Below are 21922 nucleotides of genomic sequence, written 5' to 3'. Positions count from 1 at the left end.
GGCGGCTTTGCCGCCGGTTATTACTCATTATCCCGGGAGTGCCCATGGCAATTGTCATTTACCATTCAGAAAAACATGACCTGATCTTCGCGGCCGAAAAGGGCTCGCGTCAGGAAACGGATGTCACAAACCAGGTACTGCGCGCGGTCGCTGACCATATCGGAATGGGCTTTAAGGTTCCGCTCGAGGAGCAGGGGCGCGTCGTAGCGGAAATCGGTGTCTTTACACCGGGGCAGGATAAGTAATGAGCGTATTCTTACGTCACATTCTGCTGCGCTGGCCCCTCACATTGGCCCCCTGCACGGAAGACTTCGATGACCCGATACTGAGCTGGGACGAACCTCAGAATGCCGCCTGTGCCGCACTGCTGGCGCCACTGGAATCATTGTTTTATCACTGCGGGAAGGTGGCCCACGAAAATGGCTATAACTGCGACGTGTATCTCATCCCCGTCGACAGCCTGTGTGACCATCTCGAACGCCTGACGTTGCCGCCGTCGGATGTCAGGGAAGCGGTCCGGGTAACACTGCAAAAATCTCTGCGCCGCTGGCGACAAAACAGCACGGAAATGGTTCGACTGACCGTCCCGCACCGATACCAGACCTTCAGCACCGAACAGCAGGTCTGGGGGCATGAAAGCGAGGCCCATCCACCGGCGTTGTGCAAGCGAGCCCGCGAACTGACTGCGGGCCGCTGTGATGCCTGCGGGTGTGTGCATGATGCGAACGCGTTAATTTTTCGCGATGACAATCCGGAAAACCATGCCGATGAAAATCTGGGGGTGAGTTGCCCGGTCTGTCATTTCAGCCACCGGTTGAACACGCTGGGGGCGAATGATGGCGTGATGGTATACCTGCCCGAGCTTGCGGCCGCTGATGTCAGCCTGCTGCTGCGGGCGGTCATCCTTGCCCGTACACAGGGAAATGCACGCCAGAAAGAAGGTGCCACGCAAATCCTGAACTGGCTTACCGGCCATCGCAAAGAAACGGAAGCCTTCTGGGGAACCAGTCACCCCGGGGAATTTGGTCAGGCACTGATGCAGGCCAGTCTGCTTATTCGTGAAGATCTCCAGCAACGTCTGCGCCACATGGTGCTGATCGTGAATCCCACGCTGCTGAACCATCCGGCACTCACGGGACCTTCCCCGGAAACCTGGTCTGACCGTCTGAAGAAGTACCACAGCCAGAACTGACGAGAACTACGCCATGAAAAACCCATTAATCACCGCCCTGGAAGGGGTGGAGAGTGCCATTGCCTGGGCGTCACGTTACGCACTGGGCCAGGACTTCGCCCGCTACTGCGATTTACGCACCACCATCGGCCTGACAGACGATGACCGCAAACGCCGACCGGACATAGCCTCCCCGTATATTTTCGTCACTCACGATGGCCATTACGCCAGCGTGTTTGAAATAGAGGGGACTTACTGCCAGTTTAACGAGCAGGAAGCCGTGACCGAGGAAGAACGCCGTGATCCGGCCCTATTTTCCGCCTACATTGCACGCCTGCACACCGTCCTGAGCAGCGAGTTTCAGGAGGTGGGCCACAAAACCAGCTTCATCTTTGAGCGCGATCCGGAAAAGGGACGCGAAGAGCTGCGCCGTCTGCTGGCACACCAGTACCGGGGCCTGAAGCGTATGGGCCTCGATCTGGCCGATATTCTGGATGAGCGCATCGAGAAGCTGGCACCTTTTGTCGCCCGTGAGCGTGCGTTTCTGGTTGTTTACACTGCCAAAAATGCCCTGAGCACCACTGAAATTCGTGATGAAGAGAAACGCCGCGAGGCCCTGCTCAAAAAGGCTCCGGGCGCACGTTTTGGCCAGAACCCGGAGTTCCAGGCACTCGAAGGACTCAAAATTCGTCATGATGCCTTTATCACCACGCTGGAAAACCAGCTGGCGCGCGGGGATTTCAGCACCCGCATCCGCCTGATGACAGCGCATGAGTTTGGTGGCCATCTGCGCCAGCAGGTTGAACGTGAAAGTACCTCACCCGACTGGCGTCCGTTCCTGCCCGGGGATGTCCGCTGGCCACACGGCCAGCCCAAAGGCGAGGATCACTCCTGTCTGCTGGCCCCGCACCTGAACTACCAGCTGTTTAACAGTGAACCGGAGCCTGCCGGCAACCTGATGCACCTCGACGGATACTGGCACGCCACCCTGGCGTTATCCCTCGGACCACAGAAACCGGAAACCTTCAGCCAGCTGTTTGCGAAAATCAGCCCGAAACTGCCCTGGCGGGTCCGTATGGACATCATGCCGGGCGGGCTGGATGTCCTCGGCGGCAAGCGCATGGTCCTGAGCCTGGCAGCTCTCGCCCCGCCGCTGCGCAGGGTGTATGAATCAGTACAGTGGCTGGAAGGCACACACCAGAGCGATCCGGTCTGTGCCATGGCCATCAGCGCCAGTACATGGGGGCGAACCACGGAAGAGGTGAAGCGTAACCGCACCCTGCTCAAAAAAGGGCTGGAGTCCTGGGGAGTCTGTGAGGTGACCAGCACGTTCGGGGATCCGCTGCGTGCCTGGGTGGCCACACTGGCCTGCTCGAATGCGCTCAGCATTCCGTCCCTGCTCTTTCCGCCGCTGTCCGCCGCTCTGGCCCTGTTGCCGCTGCAACGTCCGGCCACGCCGTGGGACGATGATGCGAGCATTGTGTTCAGCAGCACCGATGGCAAACCCATTCCGGTCCGACTGGCCAGCAGTCTGCAGACCAAATTCACCGAAGTGGTGGCCGGCGAACCCGGCACCGGGAAATCGGTGATGCTGGGCGCACTGAGTGAGGCTATTTTGTTTTCTGGCCAGAATCAGCTGCCCTACCTGTCCTATGTGGACAAGGGGTTTTCTGCGCAGGGGCTTATCCGGCTTATCCGTGACGCCCTGTCCCCTGAACGCCAGGACGAAGTGGTGGGTGTGCTCCTGGAGAACAGCCGTGAGTTCTGTAAGAACCCGTTTGATGTCCAGCTCGGTGCCCGTTATCCGCTGACACCCGAGAAGGAATACCAGCTCAATATCTGCGAAACACTGTGTATCGATCCGGAAACGGGGATGCCGCCCAATGCTCAGGACTGCCGGCAAATTCTGAGCAAGGTTATCGATATCGCCTTTAAAAATAATGCCGAGGTAACCCCGATACGCTATGCCCCGTCGGTGGAGCCGGGGGTGGATGAGGCACTGGAGAAGAGCGGTCTCAACAGCGAGTTTGATGCGTCATGGTGGGCGATGGCGTCCTGGTATGAAGTTCGTGACCTGCTGTTTACTCGCGGCGAAATTCAGGCGGCCACCCGCGCACACTACCAGGCGATGCCGGAGCTCAGTGACCTGCAGGCACAGCTAAACAGCCAGGATATCCGCACCGAGTACGGCAGTATCACCCGCAAGGGCAGCGATGAGTCGCTCATCTCCTATATTGGTCGCTGCCTGTCCGATGCGTTGCGCTCCTACAAAATGCTCGCCGGTCGCACCGCTTTTGAGCTCAATCCGAACACCCGCGTGATTGCCATTGACCTGAATAACGTGGTGGGAGGCAAAACCCGCGCCGGACAGTTGCGCACCGGGCTGATGTACCTGTTTGCCGGTCAGATTGCCGCCGGACACTTCGAGCTGCCGCAGTACCGTAACGAACTCATGGATCTGCTCGCACCGGCCTACCGTGAATTTCATCATGACCGGCTCACCCAACTGGCACAGGAGGTGAAAACCAAAATCTATGACGAGCTGCACAATGTTAAAGACATTCCGTTCATCATGGAAAAACTGGAGACGCAGGACCTGGAGAACAGGAAATTCTTTATCCGTACCGTGCTGAGTTCGCAGTATCTGAACCACTTCCCGGCGTCCATTCTGAAATCGGCCAACTCCCTGTACCTGATGCAGGTATCTCATGAAGACCTGCCGTTGTTGACGGAGCATTTCGGTGTCCCCCGTCATACCGCTGAAGCCTTCCGCAGAATGGGAAGTGGTGCCGCACCTGACGGAAGCGGGACCGCATTTCTGGCGTGCTTCCGCCTGAAGACGGGCAGGATGGTACAGATACTGAAAAACACGCTCGGCCCAAAAGAACTCTGGGCACTGAACTCAACACCGGAAGATGCCGCTCTGCGCGATCAGCTCTATGACCTGCTCGACGGGCGCACGGCGAGGGCTATCCTCGCTGAGCATTTCCCCTCGGGCAGTGCATCCCGGCTTATCGCCCTGCGCAAGAAAGAAGCCCGTGAGTCCGATCACACCAACATCATTAACAGACTGTCCACCGAGCTGATTGCCTCACGTGGCCTCCACATCTGATACAGGTATTCCTATGCGAAAATTGTTACTTGCGGCCTGTGTGGGCAGCCTGATGCTGCCTGCCGTCAAGGCTCTGGCCTACACGGTCAACGTCAACAGCAGTGTCCCTATCACCACCCAGGTCGTGCCGCAGCTGAGTACCGCGAACGGCACCCTGTCCGGAATACTGACCACCACCCGCGAACTGGGCGGGGCGGTCAGTTCCGGGAACGACAAGATTGCTGCCATGATCCAGCAGTCGAACGAGAATATGCAGCAGTTCGCCACCTATGCACAGCAGGCGCAAAATCTGGAAACCGCCCGCCGCAGTTACACCGTACCGACCTCTATCTGCAGTGAGTCGGGCTCCGGTCAGGCCGCACAGATAAGCCGTCAGTCCGGCTCTAAGCAGGGAAAATTGTCCAGCGGCAAAGCCGTGAGCAATACGGCCGTGAAAAAAGTGTTGGAAAACAAGGCAGCGGCACCGGAACAGGACCTGTTTGCCACAGCCAATGTTCACAGCCAGTACTGCACAGCGTCGGATGTTCAGGCCTGGGGAGAGATATGCAAACGCGAATCCGAACTGCCGGGGGGCGACAAGCAACTTCGCTCCGTACTGGCCGGGGCGGGTAAAGAGGACAAGGCACCTGAGCTGACGTTTACGCCAGAACAGACCGATGCCGCCATGATGTACATGAAAAACTCGGTACGTAAAAGTGTGGGTCGCACACTTAAAAAGGGTGAAATCAAAACCGATGCCGGTCGACAGTATCTGGGCATGGCGACTCAGCATGAAGCCATCCAGAGTGCGGCCGAACAACCTCAACTGGCCATGATTGCCGGCAGTCAGCCCAGCGAAGCGACAAAGGACGTGCTGGCAGAAGCCCTGCAGTCACCCTCCAGTAAAGCCTGGTTCGATGAAAATGCCTCACCCGAAGCCAGACGGTCAGGAATGATGTCCCAGCGTGAATTTGAAGCATTTGAAGTCAACCGACGCTATGCCAATACCGATTATCTGACGGACCTGCAGGAGATGGACGGCGACAATCTGGCACGCGAATCCATCCGCATTCAGAGTCTTCAGAATGCCCTGCTCCTCAGTATTCGTCAGCAATTGCAGGAGAACGCCATTCTGGCGGGCCAGCAACTGAGTATTGCCGGCGCAGATTATTACGAACCGCGCATGGCGCAGAAACTACAACAGGTATCAACAGGAGCGGCACGCGAATGAAACCGGGAACGGCAAAAAAATACTCCTGGCGGGCAGCCAGTCTCCTTCTGCCTTTACCTGAAGTCCGTTGGGTCCTGCGAACCCTGAACTATGCTGGCACGAAAAAAATGGCACAGGTCAAAGACCTCCGCCGCCGGTATCGTGAAGAGAAGGATCTGGCGCTGACATTTGATGAAGCGGTGAGCGCAAGCGGTCGCTCCCGGGAGGAGCTGACAGCACGTTTCAGGCTCGGAAAACGCCTGTGGTTACTGCTTTTTATCCCGGTAGCCATATTCACCCTGGCGTTACTGTTTGCCGTGCTGGTCAACGCGACCACACTTGACAGCCTGATCCTGTGGCGGGCGGGCAGCATGTTGTTTGCGCTGACCGGTTTCTGCGCCCTGCTCTTTAGTGGTGCCCTCAAATGCCAGCTGCGTCTGTGGCAGTTACAGACCGGCCATCTCGGCACCTTCCAGGAATGGCGCGCAACAGGCCGCCTGCTGACATCCATCCTGAGCTGGTAATTCCACTCCTTTTTCCCTGCCCCGGCCTGCCGGGGATATGACGTCAGGAAACACCCTATGAAACTGCTTCTGAGACTGCTGCCAGTCATTGCACTGGCGGCGTTGTCATGGCCTGCACTGGCAGACAATATTGGTTTTGACTCCATCAACTCGGCCGCCACCCGTTCCACAGACCTCTCCCGACAGATGATGGTGATGGTTTTTGGTGATGTGGTAAACAACCCGCTTCAGCCCGCCACGGCCAGTTTTATTGGCGTGCTGTATGGCGTGTTTAACGGCATCGTCTCCGGCATGGCCTTTGTCTGGTTTGTGGCCATCGCCCTGCGCGCGACCGTATTGTCAGGTAACCGTGGTCGTGTATTCGGTGATGGCAACACCGTCATGGCGCCCGTGTCATCCCTTGTCGGCTTTATGTCCCTCATCCCGACCCCGTCGGGCTGGTCCATTTCCAATCTGGTGTTTCTGTGGACGGCCAGCATCATGGGTGTGGGGAGTGCAAACCTCCTGGTGGACAGCGCAGCAGACTCAATCATGGCCGGTCAGTCGATGATCGTTCAACCCGTCGCAGGTCAGACGGTGGACGCATCCCGGGGGATCTTTGGCATGTACCTTTGCCAGGCTGCCACCAATACAGAACAGGCAGAAATGCACCAGTTCGGCAGCAGCAGTACCCCGCCAATGGGGACACAAACCTCCGGTGACGGGCGTGAAATTCGTGTCACGAACGGCAGCGCACAGTGTGGCACAGCGCGCATCCCTGAGTCTTCAGATGACGCAACCTGGTATGGTTTTAAGACCACGGCGACGACAGCCCCGGTGGAAGCCGCCCAGTTAAATGCCTTCAGAACCATGAACGCCACACTGTCTGCTGCGGCACAAAACTATGTCAGCGCGTACCGGAGCTACCAGGAAGGCAGCGGCTCTAAACTGCCCGACTCCGAGAAAATCGTTTACCAGGCAGCACAGGAATATGAAAACACCATTAACCGGGCGATATCAGGTATTAATGATGAAAATAAAATTCGCAGTGAAATGAATGACTATATTAAAAAGAATGGCTGGATAGTTTTGGGCGCATGGTATCAGTCATTTTCCACAGCAAATAATAAAGTGAATGAAGTAGCAAAGAAAAGCCCCATTGTCTCCGGGATGTCTAATATCGGTGAGATTGGAGTAACGGGATTAAATAAAGAAATTAATATGGTCGTCGCGGCACAGCGACAAAACTCATCTTACTCTCCACCACTTGGATCAATAAACCACCGAATTAATGACTTTGCAGGTGCGACAAGTTCTGCAAATTCTGTTTTATTAGAGCTAATGCCTTTATCTCAAGAATATACGTCCAATTTCATACAAAGCATAATGTCAGACACGGGGAGTGATTATGGCCAGCAAGTGAACCCTCTTTTAAAAATGAAAGCCATAGGGGACTACACACTTGCATCAGCAGAAATGACTTTAGTTGCATTTACTGCTGCGAAAGCTCTGGCAAGTGGAGCTACAGGAAAAAACGCGGTTGCCATTGCAATTAACTCTTTAACAGGTGCCGGTGATATAGCAAATGGCGTTTTGTCAGCTATTGCACCAGTTGTGTATTTCATTTTGTTCTTACTGTTAAGTATTGGATTTTCACTGTCCATTTTCCTGCCGTTTATTCCATTAATTTACTGGATTACGGCCTGCACTTCCTGGCTCGCAACAGTATTGATTGGAACGACAGCAGGAACGTTGTGGGCCTGGACACACATTGGCACGGAGTCGGACAAAGGTAGCAGGGCCACCTATGGATACATCTTCCTTATCGATGCGGCGATTCGTCCAGGCCTTATGGTATTTGGCTTTTTCTTTGCCAGCTTAGTCGTGATAGCCATAGGAACCCTACTAAATATTCTTATCGTTCCTGCAATAGCAAACGTTCAGGTGGATTCAGTTACGGGTCTGGCGAGTTTCATTGGGATCCTCATGATCTATGCCAGAATTTGTACCATGTTGGTTTCATCTGCATTTAGTTTGCAGGTGTATATGCCGGATTATGTCATTGCCTGGCTAGGCGGAAGAGAGGCAGCGCAAATAATGAAAGGTGCTGTGGAATCCACGCGGAATATGTTTGCTGGTTTTGGTGGGAAAATGGGTTCCGCGCCTGGACTCAAGAAAATTGGAGATAGCTCATCAAGCTCAGAAAATGGCTTTAAATAGTGAGGCGAATTGTTTATTTATTTCTCACAAGGTTATATAATCGGAGAGGATACATAAGGAGATTTGTATGGCGATAAAACACAGCAACCCCTATACAGGCAGTTATTTATATAAATTATCTTCTGTTTTTTTTGGAATGTATGCGGCTTTTGGCATCCCTTCAATTTTGGTATGCACATACATCGCTTACACCGCTAAAGGCCGAGGAAATAAAGATGCGATATTTTGGCTTCCAATTTACTCATCAATATTAATAATAAGTTTATTAACTATATTATATATAACTTATAAGCAGAGGAAACATATAGCTCTGTTCCTTAATCACTTTAAAAAGGTTGAGGTTTTCTCACCATTAAAGAGCTGCGAATGTAATACGCTGTTTGGAACGAACTATGCTGGTCTGGATATCGATAAAGGTGTTTTATTAATTATCGCGCATACAGAGTCTGGACTGAGAAACCTGCTGGCACCAAAAGATATCGTGGTCATGGGTTTTGATGTCAACAGTTTCAAATCTGCCGAACTGTCTGGCCAGAAGCTGACAATTTATACCGGCAAGCCTGATATCCCGTTCCTGGTCATCAGTCACCGTAAGATGCCAGCTCTGTTTGAAAGCCTGTCAGCCATGCGTAACCGCCCATATGTCTACGACAACAGCTTCCCGGGCTATGTGAATCACTGCGCTAAACGTATCGCGGACGAAAACAACCTGAATCTGGTCATGTCTCGCTTCAACTAACGACTGACGTCTCCTTACCGACAATCTCCTGAGTACAGGGCACCTCTTCGCTGGTGCCCTTTCTTTTGCCTTAAATACATCACTGGAACCTCTTATGGCGCCTCCTAACCGTGACGTCCAGTCTTCTAACGACTGGTCGCTGGCCGCTGTCGGCCTGATTGTTGTACTGATTGTTCTCGCCATCTTCTTCCGGGAAACCGTGGTCGAGTACACCTCCTTGTTTCTGTACTTTCTCTGGAGTCTGGCTGACATCCCGCAGACTCACCACCTTGCCGCCTGGCGTATCAACCTTCTGGTCAACACGCACAATCATGCGCAGAACGTTTCCTGGTCTGAGTTCTTCTCGGTGATGGACCTGACCGCTGGCATTCTTTTGTTGTTCCTGGTGCCGGTAGTCGTGTTCGGTGTACTCGCCGTGCGTGGCCATCAGGCCAGCAGAACGCGACGCGATATCTCCATCCGGACACTCCCGCGCATTATGTCGGCCTTTTCACCCGCCATTATTCCTGCACTGAACTACGGCGACAAAAAGACCCAGTTGCTCAACGTTGATCCGGAAGAGCACCGCAGCGCGGCCTCACCAGAGGAGTTTGCAAAAGAAAACAGACTGGTTGTGAACCGCCAACTGCGCCACGACCTGGCAGAAACCTGTTTTTTTGCCCAGCTGGGGAAGGCCTTTACATCAGGTAGCACGCCGGCACAACGGTTTGAACAGTTCTCCGATCACGAACGAGCCATGTTCGCCATCTTTGGCCTGCAGCACTTTCTGGACAAGCGCAAAGAGGCAGAAGCCCTCGTCGATACGCTCAACCGTTCCACGCTGAAATCCGACCGTAAATACCGTAACAAAACGGGATACCCCAACCTGTCTCTGGCAGATGCCGCCTTCCGGCGCGTCACCTCCACGCCAGACGCTATCGAGTGGATCCGGCGCTATCGCTATGCCAGAACCGCAATACAGGCGCTGCACGACAACGACCTGCACCTGCCCATCCGGCGTTATCGCTGGCTGAAGGGCCTCGACCGGACACTCTGGTACGCCCTGGCGTCTACGGGTCGCCCGTGGCCCTTTATTGAAGGAACGGCGGTGGTCAGTCAGGCCCACTGGGAAACCGTGTCCGCACAGTACGGCATCCACCTGGACCGCCCCATCATGCGACTGGCCATTGAAGGACTGGAAGCCGATCTGCGCAATCTCGGTGCCGTCGCAGAAGAAATGAATACATCACCGGCAACCCCACAAGACGACGGTGAAGAGGATGAGGACGACGACGAGGATGACACCTCCGCAGCTGCTGAGCAGGAGCCTCACGTTCACCGCCACGTACACACTTTCAAACCAAAAATGAGATAACCATGACCAATTTAATTGATACCTGGACCACCCACACATCTGGCCGCCAGGTGCGTGTACTGAAAAATACTGACGAACTGTTCACTGTCTCCCGCCGGCGTAAAGCGCCTTACCATCTGGTCATTGAAGAGCAGGAAGGCAAATACGGGCTGTGGTTGATGGAAGAATATGCCCACACCCGTCTCTTTTTGGCCACAAGTGAAATTGAAGCCCGCCAGGCGCTGACCAGCACGGCTGATGCCTTTGGCAAGATGGATACCCCCAGCCAGCTGCGCCGCAAACTGGTGCCCGCCGTGGTACTGACCCTCACCCTGCTGGCCGGCTTTATTGCCGGGCACGTAACCCATAGTTCCCCGGCTGAGCTGCTGATGCCGCCTGACATTTCTACCGGACGACTGATGCAACAAACGCCGACACCACCGGTTATCGCACAGGCGCCAGCAGCACCGTCCGCGCCGGAGTCGTCCATAAACGAGCCTGGCCGCCTGTCTGAGCAGGAAATGGCAGAAGCCCGTCAGTTACTGGCACAGCGTCTGAGCACCGCAGCCGCGAACGGCAGCTACACCGTTTCACTGTCTACCGGCCATGCCCGGACACTGTATCTGTTCTCCGATCCGGAGTGTGGAAACTGCCGTATTTTCGAACCGACTGTCCAGGCCATTGCCGGGCAATACAACGTGGTCATTTTCCCGGTCACGATGGTGGGTAAAGCCACAACGGCTGAGCGTGTGGCGCCAGTCTTGTGCGCGCCGGCAGAAAAACGCGCAGGCCTGTGGCGCGACCTGTTTGATATCGGTGCAGGGATGCTCAATCCGGCACAGAACGTGGCCCCGGTGAGCTGCGATACGGGCTTCGATGCGCTGGCGCGCAATGACATGGCACTGGATATGTTCCAGCTTCCCGGCACACCGACGGTTATCAGTGACGATGGCCGGATGATCCCACTACAGGCCATGACCAGTGATGAAGCCATTAAGGCGTTTCTCGACAGCCAGCCATAAGGATGACACCAGATGGAAACGCGTAAACGTAAAACGCAGGTAAAAGACAGCCTGATCAGCCGACAGGTGAGAACAGAAATGGTTGAACAGCTTATGCTGGCCCCGTTCACCGTCCAGTTCTTCCTCGTTTTTGCCTTAACGCTGGGTGTGCTGTGGCCCGCTACGCTGCTGATATCCCTGCCGGTGTGCATTGTGCTCCTGGTCGGCTTCAGCGATCAGCTCTTCCGCCTTCCCCTGCGCATACCGATGGATGTCGGCGGTCTGGATTTATCCACTGAGCGCGAACTGAGCCGCAATATTCCGTGGCTGAATCTGAACCTGCCAAAGCTGATACGCCGGAAAGCGTCCGGGGTGTTATGCCTCGGCACCGGGCGCGGACGCGACCGTGGCCGTGAATTGTGGCTGGAGTCAGATGATGCGCTGCGTCATATGCAAATCATGGCCACGACCGGCGGCGGTAAAACGGAAACCCTGTACTCGCTGTACCTGAACTCCCTGTGCTGGGCACGGGGTTGCTGCATATCGGACGGCAAGGCGCAGATTGACCTGGCGGTTGCCACGTGGTCGATGGCCAGACGGTTCGGACAGGAAGATGACTGGCATGTGCTCAACTTCATCACCGGCAACGATGACAAATTCCGGAAACTGCTGGCCGGGGACAAATCCCGCCCGCAGACCAACTCCACCAACCCGTTCGCCCACGGCAGCCCGACGTTCATCACGCAGCTGATGGAATCCCTGATGCCGAGCAGCAACGGCAGTGACGAGGGCTGGAAGGATAAGGCCCGTGCCATGCGAAACGCCCTGATTTATGCCCTGTGTTACAAACGGGCCCGGGACAATATCCCGCTGACTCAGGACGTCATTCAGTCTTACTTCCCCCTGGTGAAGTTCGTGGGCCTGTACCGGGAGGCACTGGAGCAGAACTGGCATGAGGAAGGCTACAAGCCAATGGAAAACTACCTGTCGAACCTGGCAGGTTTTGACATGCGTCTGGTCAACCGCCCGGCAGAATGGTCACAGGGTGCGCTGGATCAGCACGGATTTCTTATCCAGCAGTTCACCCGAATGCTCGGCATGTTTAACGACACCTATGGCCATATCTTCCCCAAAACCGGCGGCGACATCGATATGCAGGATATTCTGCATAATGACCGTACCCTGGTGGTTCTGATACCCGCACTGGAGTTGTCCGATAACGAGGCGTCCACGCTCGGTAAACTCTTTATCTCAGATATCCAGATGAACATCGCCAAAGACCTGGGGAACCATATCGAGGGCTCGCCGGAACACACGCTGACGGTGAAGAAGTTCGCCAGCAAGTTCCCGTTTATGGTGCTCTGTGATGAAGTCGGGTACTACTTTGCACCCGGACTCGCCAAACTGGCGGCCCAGATGCGAAGCCTGAAATACATGCTGGTTATTCTCGCCCAGGATATTCAGGCGATGCTGCGTCACGGCAAGGAAGTCTATTCCGTCAATGCCAACCTCGGCACCAAACAGTTCATGAAGACGGAAGATACGGAAGACACCCTGAAGATGATCCGTGCGGTAGGCGGCACCGGTCACTACGCCGAACAGGTCCGTATGGATAAGAACAATATGGGCGGTTATGAAGATGCAAGTACCGTCGAGTTTCGCGAACGGGACAACATCCAGCTGTCTGAGCTGAAGGCACTGGCCGCAGGGGAAGGCATTATCGTTTTTGAAGACCGCCAGGTGCGTAGCAACTCCATCCACATTCCGGATGAAGACAAAATCTCAAAGCTGAAGGTCAGAATTAACCGCTATGTGCCGCTCCGCCGCCCTGACTTTAATGATTTGTGCAAGGAAGTCCCGGCCGCTGAACGACGTCGCCCGGTATCCCAGCAAAATATCCGCGCCATCCTCGATGTCTGCCTCATGACGTCACCGGAGGCATGGAACAGCAAACCAGGCGCACGGATCAAAGATAAAACCCTCAGCGCGCTGGCCACACTGGCCACCGATCTGGACAACCGTAATGACTTTACCTGCACCCCGGAAGAAAGAGCGGCCCTGCTCTTTGAAACAGCCACTCAGGTGCTGGAAAAAACACAGGGTCGTTATGGGTGTGTCAGCGAAGTGGCACGCGTGCGCATCTCGAAAAAACGCGTGGAACAGGCACACAAGAACAACAACAGCATAAAGACCACAACAGGCAATGCGGAAACCTTACCCCACACCGTCGAACCCTCGCCTGCTTCTTCCCATTCGTTCACACCGGCACAGGCTGGCGATGACCAAATTCAGGACAGCTATTATGAAAATCTGGCGCAAAACGCTTTTACTGACGATTTTAATCACTCCCCTGACTTCAACCGCTACTGAAACACGCATTACCGTCGGATTTTCACCCGGCAACAGCGCGACACTGAACGTCCTGAACGTGGCAAATAGCGCGCGCAGTTCGCTCGATGTCGCAGCGTATGGTTTTACCAGCCGACAGGTTGCCGAAGCCCTGCTGGCGGCACAACGGCGGGGCGTAAAAGTCCGGGTACTGGCAGATGCGAAAGACAACGGTGGAAAGTATTCCGCCGTGACCTGGCTTCAGAGGCAGGGAGTCCCCGTCCGGCTTAACGGGAAATATGCTATTCAGCACAACAAATTCATGGTGGCGGATGGTGTGACAACGCAAACCGGCTCGTTTAATTACACCTCCAGCGCCAGCCGGAGAAATGCAGAAAACACCCTGGTTGTGTGGGATCATCGGGCCACCGCCACAGCCTATCAGCAGGAATTTGAACGCCTCTGGGGAGAATCATTTGAGCCAGATAACCCCATGAAATAGCCAGAAGTTTCCGGTAATGATCACCATGTGTGACAATAACGTGGATAACCAGAAAGGTGGGCGGAATATTCTTCTGGAAAGTATTAGGAATTTTCCCGAATTTCATGATGTAACGCGGAATTTGTAACAGAAATATTTGCAGGGAATTTTAACTCGCATATGCTTGATGCAATATCCCGCTAATCCGCCCTCTGAAAGCATAAAATCTTATGAAAGATCCTGATGAACTCATCCCAATGGAAAGTCCGATGTTTAATATGACGGACTATCTGGCCGCTATCCTCGACCGTTATAAAGCCGGTGCTATCACTCGACCCCAGGCGGTCACGCTGCTTCTGGATTTTATGGCCGATATGGCGGCCGCTGAAGAAGGCAGGTTTAGCGGAGATGATGACATCCACTAAGGTGGAAGATTCATGATGTAACGAGTCCTGCTGGGTATCAGGGAAATGCCAGGATCAGTATCAAGCCACACTGCCTTGGCATCCGGAAGGTATGCAAGCCCCCGTACTCCCTGATCCTGTTATCACCACCCCGTCATTGCGGTTTTGGTGGTGTGTAGCGCGGCGCAGCGTTTTGCGGCGCGACCTGTTTCTCTTCAGCCGGTTTAGGCGCATCATAGCCCGCCCACTGACGTTGTACGGGATGGGTCAACGGCACGGTCTTACCCGACGAGGAATTAAAGTGCGGTATACGCCCAATGGCATCCCGGACAAATGCAGTGTCCCCACGAATTTCCGACCGCTCACCACTCTTCTGCGCAGTAATATGCATCGCCATGGCGAGATTTTTTCCACGCTCTTCGGGAGCATCAGCCACTTCAATCAGCACACCTCTGTCCATCAGTACAGGTTTCCCCCCGGACGAATAGACCACTGCACCGTCACGTTTCACCGTCGTTTCATAGCCACGAATAGTGGCAGGCTTCACATCATCTGCGACAGCATTAAGGAAAACATTACCTGAAATCGGCGCGGTTCTGTTCTGACGTTGTTGTCTGTAAGCCCAGCCACGTAACTGGGAAACAGCTGCGGCATCCAGCTGGCTCGCCTGCACTTCCACCCATGCCCGGTACGATAATGGTCGGGCATCAGGCGAAGCCTTGATGGCATCGCGCTCTGTCCGGATTTGGATTTTCAGCGCGGACATGGCCTTCATCTTATCGACTTCCAGCGCACGATACATCAGCTTGCGCAGCAACGGATCACGCTGCACCAGGCGAACTTGATTTTTCCTGACACGGTACTCTGCTGCAACCTCACGGAAACGCGTGCGCATGTCATCTTTTGAGAGATCCGGACGGACAAACCCATTCTTATAAGACTTGTAACGGCCAATCAAATCTTCCCGCGCTTCAGCACGTGCAATGCGACGTTCTGCACGCGCGCCACGGTCACGACAATGAAGAAGACTGTCATACAGGGATTCAACAGGGACGCAGTTCTGAACCAGTCGACCGGGGGCATCATCCCTTTTCGGTGCCAGCTCAAAAGCGCCAATGTGTTCCTGCTGATCGGCAAGTGTCAGCTCAGGATGCAGGCGACTGGCACGCAATGGGATCTGTGAATCATCATTGATGTCATAGATGGCAAGCCCTGTCCCTTTCTGCCGTAACTCCAGCCCCGCCGCATGAAACACATCATGAATATCATCCCATTGATACTGCTGGTCAGACATAAGCAGCGTTTCAATTTTGCCACGACAATGGTCAACAGCGTAGGTATGCAGGCTTTCTTTATCGCTGAAAAACTCCAGACGACGGGCCGCAGCCGGTGCCGGTTTATAGAAGTTTTTATTGCGAACAACCATACCCTGGTCATTGACACGATACGGTCCGTTGTCATGTTTCCACTGGTGCTTCAGCTCCAGTTCACGACAACAACGGTCCAGCACAAAGTGGTCGTTATATAACGAGGCCGCTTTATAGGTCACCGGATTCACACGGTTAACCGACAGATGAACATGCAGGTTATCGGTGTCATCGTGAATGGCAAAAACATATTGATGGTCAGCCATACCCAGTCCTTTCAGACAATGTCGGGCAGACTCAAAAATCTGGTCATGTGTCGGACGCTCACCTTCAGGCCACGACAGAATAGTGTGGTAAACCGGGTCCTTACAGCGGGCATTTTGCATCGCGACCATGTTCATTTCTGAGGCGGCAGACACCAGAGAAAAACAATTGGTTTCACACACGACCTTGTCGAATTTCACCTGCTGGCGACCATCAGGGAACATCGCGATCACATCATCAGAGTCCGGTAATGCGTTACGGGTGGCATAACTGACAAGGTTGTTAAAGATAGCTTCTTCAGAGCGCGGGCGACGGAAAGTCGGGTTATCCGGAGACAGCGTTTCGCTCAGGTTCACATCCTCACGACAAACGGTATACGACACCAGCTTCACAAAGCTGGAGTGACCGTCACGACGTTTAGGTGGAACCACTGCAAGCATATCAGTCCTCAGTATTATTCAGGCTTTTCGCATCAAACTTCATCAGGGCAATCTGCAGGGCGGTCAGTGTCTCTGCAAACTGCTTGCTCAGCTCGGTGGTCATCATCCCCTGCTTTTGCATCTCCAGATACAGATGCTTTTGCAGGCCACCGAGTTTCATAATTTCTTTCATCTGGCGTGAATCCCCTTTGGCCACAATGCGACGACCGAGGGCACAACGCCGGAGATATTCTCCTGCACTCAGACCTGCTGAGCGTGCACTTTCCACTACCTGTTCTTTCTCTTCGGGATACCAGCGTATTCCCAGAAATAACACCCCACGCTGGCGTTTTTCACTCTTACTCATAATCCACTCCACCACCACTTCTGAGGTGGGCACGATTCATAGGGTGTCGGGACGGAGTCCTGACCAGGCCGTTTTGGGGGACCGTCTGCGTGCAGGCGGTTCAACAAAACATACCCTGTCCCATGTTTTACACACGATTTCGATTCTTGCTCAGAAGTATATGTGTTTTTTTCTTCTCCGTCACCGGCTTACGCCAGAAAAGTGGGTGTTTGGCTTGCATCCCCAGTTAGGTTTATAATCCTGCTGAAATGATGCCCCTCTGAGTAGCAGGAAACGGAAAATGATGGACACAAAAACAGATAAGAAATGGTTTACCGCAGATGATGTGGAATTGGCAAAATCGGCGCTGGATAACCTACCAGATCTGACAGAAAAACGACTGACAAAGTCGAGCGTGCTCGAACAGCTCATGCCGCAAATCATTATGCTGTCAGAATCGAAGGGATATAGCGCGGAAGATATCAAATCGGCACTGGAATCGGTGGGGATCACTGTCGGTATTAAAGCCGTTCGCGACATCCTGAACAGCAAAAAGAAAATCGGGAAGAAAGTGCGACAGACCAGAACCGTTACCACCACGGCAGAGAAACCGGCAGCAAACAGTCAGCAGACTAACTGAAACGGTAAAGTGTGACATGTAGGTTCAATACCTGTGTGTCACACTCCTGCACAATAAAAAAGGCAGGGATTATCCCTGCCAGTTTCATATCATGATTTCAGTTTTTTCATTCTTTCGGCCATTTCCCACAGCACCCGATTCAGTTTCATATCACCATCAATGCCGGTCACCGCTCGGGTTCTCTGACGCTTACCCTGCGCACTGAGACCCGTGATACCACCTTTGATCATGTTTTCCTGCACGCGCTGGTACGTTGTCCACAAATCATCTGATTTATCCTCATGACGACGCACATTCAACACGGCATCAGGTGTCACTGGAATATGCTTACCGTCACCTTTCCCGTCATATTTCCAGTCAAGTGCCAGCTCCGAAAAAATCCTCTGCTCATCGGGCTTCAGCGTGATAGCGCGCATTTCTTCGCACGACTCAGTGACACGGTCAAAAATTCCCAGCACCTCATAAGCACCCTCGATGACCTTCCCGACAACGTCCCCTTTGTGTGGCACACGAATTTCCCCAAAGCTCTGACCACACACCATACCGTTCGCACAAACGAATCGAAACATACCTGGGATCATCTGATAACTACTGCTGCCATCATGACTGTTCAGGAGAATAATTTCCGGCACTTCTTTTCCCATGATCTGACCTTCACGGCGCAGGCGAAGCATATGCTTGGTGTGTTCACGTTTTCCGGTATCGCGCACACGAGTCTGACACGCGAAAAATGGCTGGAATCCCTCTCGGCGGAGATTATCCAGCAGGGTGATCGTCGGAATGTCGGGTAGGAACAGGCCATTACTGACCCATTCCCCCCTAAGAACCGTACGTGCGAGTTTCCCCGCATACGGCTCAAGCCTTTCAAAGTCCCCTTGCAGGAACCGGTTTCACTACTGAAAGTCCGAGAGAATGAACCCGTGCATGACAGTTAGGATGTAGCATGACCAAATTTGCTTGCCCGTCGTTCCCACCATCGACTCGTCGGACAATATGATGGACATGCCACCCGGACTCCGACGTAATCAGTTCTTTGCAACATGGACAGCGTCGTCCTTGTTGCAACCACAAGTTGATGAGTTTATTTCTACCTTTCAGTGAGTTTTGCATCTTGAGATTAATTCTGGCCTCAAAATACGTTTCCCATTGAGGGTCGAACGGGTTTGCATCTACTTTTATTTGCCGGTGTCTTTCGATTTTGGTATCGAATGCTCTACGAAGAGTCATAAGCTTCGGCGTTTCATCAGGAGATCTATTCCCTGAATAAGCCGCAAATACCCAATTTCGATTGCCCACGGTATGGAAATAACGTCGTTTGATCCAAACTCTCCCTTTATGCTTGTGCCTGCGGGTAGACCATTGCCATAAACACAACCAAATCTCATAGTCCACACGACTAAATGTCGCGGAGGATACAACGTGGCGATGGAAATTTGCCCTGCCAGTAATCATCGGATTGAGAAGCCCTATCAGTTTGTCCTGACGCAGCATCCAGTTTCCCTTGATCGTCGCTCTGACCTTGCCCAGAAAGGCCTTAACATTCGTAGTAGACGGTTTAATAAGAAGCTTTCCGTTGTATTTCCGAATGTTTTGCCCGAGGAAATCGAAACCTTCATCGATATGCGTGATCTTGGTCTTTTCTGGCGACAGCGTTAATCCTCGCTTTTCCATAAATTCCGTGATCACTGGCAAAACTTTATGTTCCAGTTGCTCTTTGGTTGAGCCTGTTACAATAAAGTCATCTGCATATCGTACAAAGTTGATTTTAGGGCAGAAAGACTTCCCGTTATTCCAGCGCCTTTTGGCCACATCACTCAGGGCAGCCTGGATACCATCCAGAGCTATATTTGCCAGTACGGGGGAAATAATCCCTCCTTGTGGCGTTCCTGAGTGAGTGGGGAAAAGTTGTTGTTTTTCAAAATATCCAGCTGTTAGCCATTGGTTCATGATCTGACGATCTGTCAGTACATTATCCAATAGCCAGTTATGGCTGATATTATCGAAACACCCTTTGATATCACCTTCCAGAACCCATACTGCTGCACGCTTCGGTGACAGTGCTGTAAAGCATTTCTCGATAGCATCGGCAGTGGATCTTGCGGGTCTGAATCCAAATGAATGTCGATCCGCTGTTGTCTCTGCTACAGGTTCGAGAGCGAGCAGATAGAGAGCCTGCATAGCCCTGTCTTTCATTGTAGGAATGCCCAGTGGTAGCTGCTTACCATTGGATTTGGGAATATAAACACGCTTTAATGGTTGTGCTTTATATCCTCGTCTTTTCAATGACATCATGGCTTGTGATTTGGTGTCCGGCGTAGACCATGTAACCTTATCCACACCAGGTGTTTTCTTACCTCTGTTCTCAGTAACCCGTTTAACGGCAATTGCCTTGCTGTAAAACGAGTGGGTCAGAATCCACTGCAAAGCTTTAACTTTGCCGTATCTGCCTTCCCGTGTTGCCTTCACAATACGCATCTGGAGTCTACGCACTTCCCGATGACATTTTGCCCAATCAATATTGTGCCAATGTATCGTGTTGTGGGAGATCGCACCCGCGCAAAACCGCTGCGTTGTCATCTGCTGTTATCTCCTTAGGTAAGATTTTTCAAATTTTCTTGTGAAGAAAGACCATGTGGAAGTCAGCCCGCTTTCGCGCGGAATAATGTTGCTTTGGCGCAATTCCTGTCAGTTCCATTACAGAACCGCATTCGCTTTTTCCACAATCCTTTACCCGCACCACCAACAACATTCCTTACGGTTTGCCTGCCTTGCGGCGGTAATACGGGCTTACCACGTTCTCTGCTTATCACACAACTGGGTTAGGGCCTGCCTATCTACCGGAGAGGCTTTGACGACGTATCCCGAACTTACAGCGAGATAACCGCTCTCATACCTTTTGGTCTATGCCTGTCAGCAGTTTTGGCATTTGCGCTTAACGATATTTATCAGCAGTTCACATATGTTGCCCATGCCAGCCAGCCTAGCGCCTCGACCCGGTACTGCTCCGAGTTTCCGTTTTCTGCCTCGCAGCAAAACAACGCCTGTAATTCAGGGGCTACATTGTCAGAAGAGCTTCACACAAAGTTGTTACCATCAATGCATGTCTTCTTAGGCTACCGCTGGTCGTGCAGCGAGTCCGCTTCCATCGCTAGGTAGCAATGGCTGGACAATGATAACCAGAGCTAAAGCTCTATTATTTCAATAAAATAGACACTTATACGTGTCGCACGTAGGTATAACGGTCGCTACGAGATTCATGTTTTTCTTCTGAAAACACACTTGGAACGTGTCTCATCAGCTCTTCATTGGTCAGGGCGCGTTCTTTGCGGATTACGTTCATTGCACGGAAGCTGGACGCTAAACGGGTCATCATATTCTCCTTTGTGGTTTCGGGTTTCTTCTGGCGTGGGCTGCTTCAGTGTGTCTGTCGCTGTGGCCGCCTGCCGTGACACAAGAACATCCCGGGCCTTCAGGGAATGACGCAGGGGCGATGACGAGGCCGCAGCGCAAGCGCACGACCGGAGGGAGAAAGTGCGAACGGGGGAGACAGCGGGCGCAAGCCTTTACCCTTGTGGCATAACCGGTCCGGGATACGTTCTGTCACGAAGCAGGCAGGCGGGTACAGCGACAGATGAAAAGGAATACGCCGGAAGAAAATCATCGGAGTGTTATCACCCCGGCCTTACACTGACGTGGTAGCGGCAGTGCCGGGGCGGCGCAGGCCTGTGTCCTGCTGCAAGCCCGGTCGGTGGTGAGGGCGAATACCGGAACGGTGATCGGACAACAAAACAGCCCGGCCTCTGCCGGGCCGATGTTACCAGTCAAAGGTCGTAAACGGCTCCAGCTCGTCCCCTGCCTGTGAGAAGTGGATCATGCTGATATCCGCGTGTTTCATACACCAGGCAATCAGCCAGCGTGCGTCGCGGGATAAACCAAAGCGCTTCAGATGCATCAGCGGGTGCATCCGTGCATCCAGGCGAATGAGATACCCGACGCCGGTATCCATGATCCACTCCCCTTCAAATTTTTCACGGCACAGCTCCGTCAGCAGCGTGTTGTCATCAGCGGTGATATGCGAGATACAGCACTCCAGAACCGGACGCATCACCATACGGCCCAGCTTCATTGATTTACCCCAGCCCAGCGCCTCCACCACCTCATTCCAGCACCACTCTTCATTCTCCGGCTCAGGCAGCGTCAGAAACGTGAACGGCATGCCCAGCACCTCAGCCATACGTTCACCTGTGGCAATCACGGAATCATCACGCAGATGAAAATCGGCAAGGACAAGGCACTCGCCGTGCAGATACAGGGCTTCATCACCGTTGTCCAGTTGAATAGCGGTGACGCCATAAGGGGCATTTAAGGTGTATTTCATCATCGTTATCCGGTCTGTCTGCGTCGC

17 protein-coding genes and 2 pseudogenes are annotated in these 21922 nt (G+C 53.3%); 13 read left to right on the top strand and 6 right to left on the bottom strand.

The annotated features are described in order from the left end of the window. The first annotated feature begins 44 nt into the window (after positions 1-44). The 12 genes from AC0IWZ_RS23850 (at position 45) to AC0IWZ_RS23795 (ending at position 14502) form a co-directional block, all read left to right on the top strand. Positions 45-245: a hypothetical protein gene (locus tag AC0IWZ_RS23850; RefSeq protein WP_410374262.1), complete on the top strand. Its 201-nt coding sequence runs from the start codon at positions 45-47 to the stop codon at positions 243-245. Further along, positions 245-1192, top strand: coding sequence for a hypothetical protein (locus AC0IWZ_RS23845; protein ID WP_471679220.1), 948 nt, complete (start codon positions 245-247; stop codon positions 1190-1192). The genes AC0IWZ_RS23850 and AC0IWZ_RS23845 overlap by 1 nt, the downstream gene beginning before the upstream one ends. Positions 1193-1205: 13 nt before the next feature. Continuing rightward, the gene (locus AC0IWZ_RS23840) at positions 1206-4283 is read left to right on the top strand and encodes an ATP-binding protein (RefSeq protein ID WP_471679218.1); all 3078 of its coding nucleotides are present in this window, start codon (positions 1206-1208) and stop codon (positions 4281-4283) included. A gap of 13 nt (positions 4284-4296) precedes the next feature. Continuing rightward, entirely contained in the window at positions 4297-5493 is a 1197-nt protein-coding gene (gene traW, locus AC0IWZ_RS23835; RefSeq protein WP_471679217.1) for a conjugal transfer protein TraW, read from the top strand. Further along, positions 5490-5996, top strand: coding sequence for a conjugal transfer protein TraX (gene traX / locus AC0IWZ_RS23830; protein ID WP_471679216.1), 507 nt, complete (start codon positions 5490-5492; stop codon positions 5994-5996). The genes traW and traX overlap by 4 nt, the downstream gene beginning before the upstream one ends. A gap of 57 nt (positions 5997-6053) precedes the next feature. Next, the gene (locus tag AC0IWZ_RS23825; protein WP_471679215.1) at positions 6054-8195 is read left to right on the top strand and encodes a DotA/TraY family protein; all 2142 of its coding nucleotides are present in this window, start codon (positions 6054-6056) and stop codon (positions 8193-8195) included. Positions 8196-8262: 67 nt separating this feature from the next. Further along, positions 8263-8934, top strand: coding sequence for a hypothetical protein (locus AC0IWZ_RS23820; protein WP_471679214.1), 672 nt, complete (start codon positions 8263-8265; stop codon positions 8932-8934). A gap of 94 nt (positions 8935-9028) precedes the next feature. Then, positions 9029-10288: a secretion/conjugation apparatus DotM-related subunit gene (locus tag AC0IWZ_RS23815; RefSeq protein WP_471679213.1), complete on the top strand. Its 1260-nt coding sequence runs from the start codon at positions 9029-9031 to the stop codon at positions 10286-10288. A gap of 2 nt (positions 10289-10290) precedes the next feature. Next, positions 10291-11289 (top strand): thioredoxin domain-containing protein, encoded by a 999-nt coding sequence (locus AC0IWZ_RS23810; protein WP_471679212.1) that lies wholly within the window; start codon positions 10291-10293, stop codon positions 11287-11289. Between the two features lie 12 nt (positions 11290-11301). After that, a complete protein-coding gene (gene trbC / locus AC0IWZ_RS23805) occupies positions 11302-13638 on the top strand; it encodes an F-type conjugative transfer protein TrbC (protein WP_471679211.1) in 2337 nt (778 codons plus the stop codon). Beyond that, entirely contained in the window at positions 13571-14098 is a 528-nt protein-coding gene (locus AC0IWZ_RS23800) for a phospholipase D family nuclease (RefSeq protein WP_471679209.1), read from the top strand. The genes trbC and AC0IWZ_RS23800 overlap by 68 nt, the downstream gene beginning before the upstream one ends. A 209-nt stretch (positions 14099-14307) precedes the next feature. Next, a complete protein-coding gene (locus tag AC0IWZ_RS23795) occupies positions 14308-14502 on the top strand; it encodes a hypothetical protein (protein WP_064556360.1) in 195 nt (64 codons plus the stop codon). Positions 14503-14635: 133 nt separating this feature from the next. Here AC0IWZ_RS23795 and traI read toward each other — a convergent pair whose 3' ends face one another. Beyond that, on the bottom strand, positions 14636-16552 hold the full coding sequence (traI, locus tag AC0IWZ_RS23790) for a TraI/MobA(P) family conjugative relaxase (RefSeq protein ID WP_471679208.1): 1917 nt from the start codon (positions 16550-16552) through the stop codon (positions 14636-14638). A gap of 1 nt (position 16553) precedes the next feature. Next, positions 16554-16898: a plasmid mobilization protein MobA gene (gene mobA, locus AC0IWZ_RS23785; RefSeq protein WP_064556358.1), complete on the bottom strand. Its 345-nt coding sequence runs from the start codon at positions 16896-16898 to the stop codon at positions 16554-16556. A 280-nt stretch (positions 16899-17178) separates the two neighbouring features. On the opposite strand from mobA, the gene AC0IWZ_RS23780 reads away from it, so the two are divergent. Continuing rightward, positions 17179-17517, top strand: a complete 339-nt coding sequence (locus AC0IWZ_RS23780; RefSeq protein WP_471679207.1) for a molybdopterin-guanine dinucleotide biosynthesis protein MobC — start codon at positions 17179-17181, stop codon at positions 17515-17517. Between the two features lie 89 nt (positions 17518-17606). Here the strand turns inward: AC0IWZ_RS23780 and AC0IWZ_RS23775 are convergent. The 4 genes and pseudogenes from AC0IWZ_RS23775 to AC0IWZ_RS23760 form a co-directional block, all read right to left on the bottom strand. Then, positions 17607-18299 (bottom strand): annotated as a pseudogene (locus AC0IWZ_RS23775) (DUF932 domain-containing protein); the annotation flags it as partial. An 82-nt stretch (positions 18300-18381) separates the two neighbouring features. Continuing rightward, positions 18382-20094 (bottom strand): group II intron reverse transcriptase/maturase, encoded by a 1713-nt coding sequence (ltrA, locus tag AC0IWZ_RS23770; RefSeq protein WP_471679205.1) that lies wholly within the window; start codon positions 20092-20094, stop codon positions 18382-18384. A 649-nt stretch (positions 20095-20743) separates the two neighbouring features. After that, positions 20744-20887 (bottom strand): annotated as a pseudogene (locus tag AC0IWZ_RS23765) (DUF932 domain-containing protein); the annotation flags it as partial. A 444-nt stretch (positions 20888-21331) separates the two neighbouring features. Beyond that, on the bottom strand, positions 21332-21895 hold the full coding sequence (locus AC0IWZ_RS23760; RefSeq protein WP_471679578.1) for a DUF5983 family protein: 564 nt from the start codon (positions 21893-21895) through the stop codon (positions 21332-21334). Positions 21896-21922 lie beyond the last annotated feature (27 nt).

The sequence above is a fragment of the Buttiauxella sp. AC142 genome (genome assembly GCF_979253435.1).
The sequence above is the reverse complement of the archived record's forward strand: the minus strand, read 5'-3'. Positions and strand labels throughout refer to the sequence as shown.